Annotated in this window: 3 protein-coding genes and 1 pseudogene; all 4 read left to right on the forward strand. The window is 68.0% G+C overall.

The window, feature by feature from the left end:
- Positions 1–397, forward strand: a 397-nt coding sequence (locus VFG33_RS22705; RefSeq protein ID WP_325054940.1) for a gamma-glutamyltransferase, incomplete at its 5' end; no start/stop codon positions are given.
- A gap of 108 nt (positions 398–505) precedes the next feature.
- A complete protein-coding gene (locus VFG33_RS22710; RefSeq protein ID WP_325054941.1) occupies positions 506–1,486 on the forward strand; it encodes a glycosyltransferase family 2 protein in 981 nt (326 codons plus the stop codon).
- Entirely contained in the window at positions 1,483–3,768 is a 2,286-nt protein-coding gene (locus VFG33_RS22715; protein ID WP_325054942.1) for a hypothetical protein, read from the forward strand. The genes VFG33_RS22710 and VFG33_RS22715 overlap by 4 nt, the downstream gene beginning before the upstream one ends.
- A 102-nt stretch (positions 3,769–3,870) precedes the next feature.
- Positions 3,871–4,695, forward strand: a pseudogene (locus VFG33_RS22720) (Ig-like domain-containing protein); the annotation flags it as partial.

Consider the following 4,695-nt stretch of genomic DNA (forward strand, 5'->3'; position numbering starts at 1 on the left):
CAGTCTCGCGCCGGGCACCCGGCTCACCTCGAACATGGCGCCGAGCGTGGCCCGCCGCGAAAGCGACGGCGCGGTGCTGGCGATCAGCTCACCCGGCTCGGACCGGATCCCGACCGCCCTCGCGCAGGTCTACGCGCTCTACACCCACGGCGGCCTCTCACTGCAGGAAGCCGTCGAGCATCCCCGGGTCCACGTCCGCGTCCGCGAGGAGGTCGTGGTCGACTACGAGGACGACCTCGCGGTGTCCGGCACGACCAACCTGCCGACCCGCCCGATGCCGCCGCACTCCATGTACTTCGGCGGAGTGGCCGCCGCCTTCTGGGACCCCACCGACGGCCTGATCGCCGTCGGCGACCCCCGCCGAACGGGCGCGATCGCCCTGTCGGCGGCCGACTGATCATCGGCAACTAGTTGCCAGTTTCTGGTTGGGCGCATCTTTTTGGGTGTTTGGAGCGTTAACAGAAGAACTTAGTGGTCTAGATCAGCTTCAGGAGGCTTGCCGGTCATGGGGGACGTCGTACCCGAGCTCTCCGTCGTCGTGCCGATGTACGACGAGGAAGAGGTGCTGCCGATGTTCTTCGCCCGGATGCACCCGCTGCTCGACGGGCTGGGAGTGACATATGAGGTGCTGGTGGTCGATGACGGCAGCCGGGACGCCACCGCGTCGATGCTGCTCGCGGCAGCAGCCGACTGGCCCGAGCTGCGACTCGTCCGCCTGCTCCGGAACTCGGGTCACCAGGCAGCTCTCTCGGCCGGGTTCCGCCGGGCCCGTGGCAAGTACTTGGTCACGATCGACGCCGACCTGCAGGACCCACCTGAGGTGATCGCCGACCTGTTGGCCGCCGTCCGGGACCAGGACGTCGACGTCGTGTACGGCGTCCGCTCGGATCGTTCGAGTGACTCCTGGGCCAAGCGGACCTCGGCGCGGATGTACTACCGGTTGATGTGCCGGCTGGTCGGCAAGGACATTCCGTTCGACGCGGGGGACTTCCGGCTGGTGTCGCGTCGCGTGGTCGACGCGGTGAACGGGCTGCCGGAGGACGGCCGGGTGTTCCGGCTTGTCATCCCGTGGCTGGGATTCCCCAGTGCCGAGGTGAAGTACGTGCGCGCAGAGCGGGCCGCAGGCACGACGAAGTACAGCCTGAGCAAGATGCTCCGGTTGGCGTTCGACAGTGTGACCGCCTTCTCTGCTGCACCACTGCGGCTGGCGACCTGGCTCGGCCTGTTCGGTGGCCTGCTGTCCGGCCTGTTCGTGGTGGGGGCGCTGGTGATCAAGCTCGCCGGTCGGAGCATCCCGGGCTGGACGTCCACGGTGCTCGCGGTCGGCGTGATCGGCGCGATCCAGTTGCTGTGTCTCGGCCTGCTCGGCGAGTACGTGGCCCGGCTGTTCCAGTCCAGTCAGAAGCGTCCGCAGTTCCTGGTCGGCTATGACAGCCGCGAGGATCAGGGACATCAGACCCTCGAGCAGGAGCCGGCCCGAACTTGACCCTCCTCACCACCCGGCCGGCGGCACGGTTGCTGCCCTGGGTACTCCCGCTTGCCGTCGCGGTGATCGGTCTGCTGCGGCTGGACGTGCCGCTGTGGTCCATCACGCGCTATGCCCTGTACTTCGGCGGGTGCGTGGTGCTGCCCGGCGTACTGATCCTCCGTGCCCTGTGGCGCAGCATCGGGAACTGGGCTGAAGATGTCGGACTGGGCGCAGTCGTCGGCGCCACCTATCAACTGATCGGGTGGGCGCTGTTCACCGCACTCGGCTGGCAACAGTGGCTAGTGGTCTGGCCCGCTTTGTTGATCGTTGCCTTCGCAGCGGTGCCAGGTCTGCGCTCGCATTGGCGGATCGCCGAACCCCACCCACTGCCGATCGCGTGGACCTGGGGCCTAGTGATCGCCGCGACCGTGCTCCTAGGTGGGACCACCTTCGGCGTACTGGCGTACCACCCGATGCCGCCGGACGGTACGGCGTACTATCCGGATCTGCTCTACCACCTGTCGATGGTGAACGAGTTGATGCGGTCGGTGCCGCCGCAGTTGCCGCAGGTGGCGGGGCTGTCGCTGGACTACCACTGGTTCGCGAACGCCGACATGGCCGCCGCGGTCGACATCACCAGGCTGTCGCCGATCGAGGTGCTCTACCGGCTGTGGTTGCTGCCGATGGGCGTGGTCGCGCTGCTGGTCTGCGCAACGCTGGCCCGGACGGTGAGCCGCGTTTGGTGGACCGGAGTACTGGCAGCGGCCGCGCTCGCGGGACCACAACTCGGGTCGCTGATCGACACGAACGTGGACCTCGCGCCGCCGCTCAGCCTTGTCAGCCCCTCGCAGACCTTCGGGATGATCACCGGCACCGCGGCGGCGGTGTTCTTGATCGAACTGCTCTTTCGGGGCAGCCGTAGGCCCGGTTTGTGGGTGCTGGCGTTGGGCGTGGCGGTCGTCGGCGGTGGTTCGAAGCCGACGGTGCTGCCGATCCTGGTCGGCGCGGTCGGGCTGTCGGCGCTCTACCTCCTGATCCGGGACCGGAAGTTGCCCGCTCGCTTCATCGCGGCCGGGTTGTTGCTGGTGGCATCTGCTGCTGGCACGCTCCTCACCGTTGCCGGCAGCACCAGTGGCTCGGGGATCCAACTGCTCGCGATCGTGAAACTGCAGGCCGGGTACCGCGCGGCTACCCGCGACGCGACACACCCGGGCGAAGGCGGCCTGATCCTGCCCGCTCTCTCCTCCGGGCACCTCTTGTCGGTCGTCGGCGCTCTCGTGGTCTTCGGTCTGATGCTGGTTGCCCAGGCGACCGCCGCCGCGGGCTACGGCCTGCTCGGCCGGCGGGAACTCCGGCAGGATCCCCTCGGGTGGTTCCTGGTCGGCGGTCTCATCGCCGGCTGGGCCGGCTTCCTGCTGATCGATCACCCGTCAGCAAGTGAGTCGTACTTCGTCCGCAGCGTCGTGCCACTCAGCCTCGCGGCGGTCGGATGGATGGCAGCCGGCTGGGTGAGGAAGGTCGCCGACAGGCGTCACGCGGCCATCACGGTCGGGCTGCTGGCAGTCCTGCTCGGTGGGCTCTACGCGTTCGTGTTGCTGTGGGCAAAGACCCGTCCGGTCGGCGATCAACTGGACCGGGTCGTGCTGGTGGCTCGCCCGTTGATAGCTGTCTTCGCAGTAACCGTGGTGCTCGCTCTGCTCTGGCCCGTGCTGGTCAAACGTTGGACGGTCGTGGCCGGGCTCGGGGGAGTGCTGGTGTTGCTCACCATCCTCGTGGTGCCATCGGCAACCAACTTCGCCTCTAACCTGCACCTGAACGGCGGCAAGCAGGCGAAGACCTTCAACTCGAAGTTGTGGCAGGTGTATCCGGACGAGGCGGGCGCCGCGCTGTGGCTGGCGAAGAATTCCCGGCCGACCGACGTGGTCGCGACCAACACCTACTGCCGCCCCGCCGGATCACAGCGGCCCGGCTGCGACGCCCGCGGGTACATCGTCAGTGGCATCGCCGGTCGTCGCACCTTGATCGAGGGCTGGGCCTACACGCAGCAGGCGATGGCCAGCCAGGGCGTCGGCGGTCGGCGCTACACCAATCAGCCTTCGCCATGGCCGGACCGCGTCGACCTGACCAACGAGGCGATCGCCGCGCCGACTCCCGTAGTCCTGCGGCGGCTGCGCACGCAGTACGACGTGCGCTGGCTGTACGCCGATCTCCGGGACGGACCAGAGTCGCCGGAGCTGGTCAGACTGGCTCACCTGCGACACAGCGAGGGCCGAGTGCGGATCTACGAACTCGCTGGGTGATTGCCCCGTAACATCGTGTCGGCGTCGAGCGTTAGCTCTACGCTGGCCCGCTCGCCCCGTGGCCGACGCATGCGGAAACGTGAGTGCTCGGGAGGGCGGCGAATGGCGGGGAGGCGGTCCGGCAAGTGGTTGGTCTCCCTCGTGGTGGTGATGGTGCTCGGCGGCTCCGGTTCGGCCGTTGCGTACCAGGTGCCCAGGGAGCCTTTCAGTCAAGGGCAGATGGCGATCGCCAAGTTGCCGGGCTCGGAGCTGGCTCAGACGATTTCGGTGACCGGTCAGACAGAGTTGTTCGATGCAACGACCGCCGGGGTCCGTGGCAGCACCGACAGCACCTACTCACCGGCGATCGCGCGCACGACTCCCGCCGAGGACATCGTCGTCAACACCGGCACATGCGCCTCGACCGGCAGTTGCGGTAACCGTGGCACGGTCACGATCACCTTCTCCCAACCGGTACGCGACCCGATCCTGCACCTCGCCGGCATCGGTGGAGCCGCGACCCAGACGGTGAACGGTCGGCCCACCGGCCAGTCCGAACTGCACTCGGTCTTCCGGTTGACCACCGCCGGCCTCAGCCTCAGCAAGGTGGGTCAGGGCAACAACCTCGCGGTGGCGGGCGACACGATCACCGCGGCGAACCACGACGCCGGGCCGAACTGCCTCAACACCGACACCGGCGAGGGACCAGACTCAGCAGCTACCGGAGCTTGCGGCTCGGTCCGGGTGAACGGCGTCGTCAAGGCCGTTGCCTTCGACATCACTGCGATGTTCACCAAGAACGCGAAGCTCCCGGCCTTCAACACCCCTAGCTCCGGCGACGTGTTCTCCCTCGTCGCGTCCACCGGCGAGGACTTCGGCGACGCGCCCGCCTCCTACGGCGCCGCCTGGTCCGTCCTGAGCGACGTGCGGCTCGGTCCGGAAGCTACC

The sequence above is a fragment of the Kribbella sp. genome, from assembly GCF_035687465.1.
GTDB lineage: Bacteria > Actinomycetota > Actinomycetes > Propionibacteriales > Kribbellaceae > Kribbella.

Coding starts and splice junctions, on each gene's coding strand:
- VFG33_RS22710 (WP_325054941.1), top strand. CDS start 506: ATGGGGGACGTCGTACCCGAGCTCTCCGTCGTCGTGCCGATGTACGAC.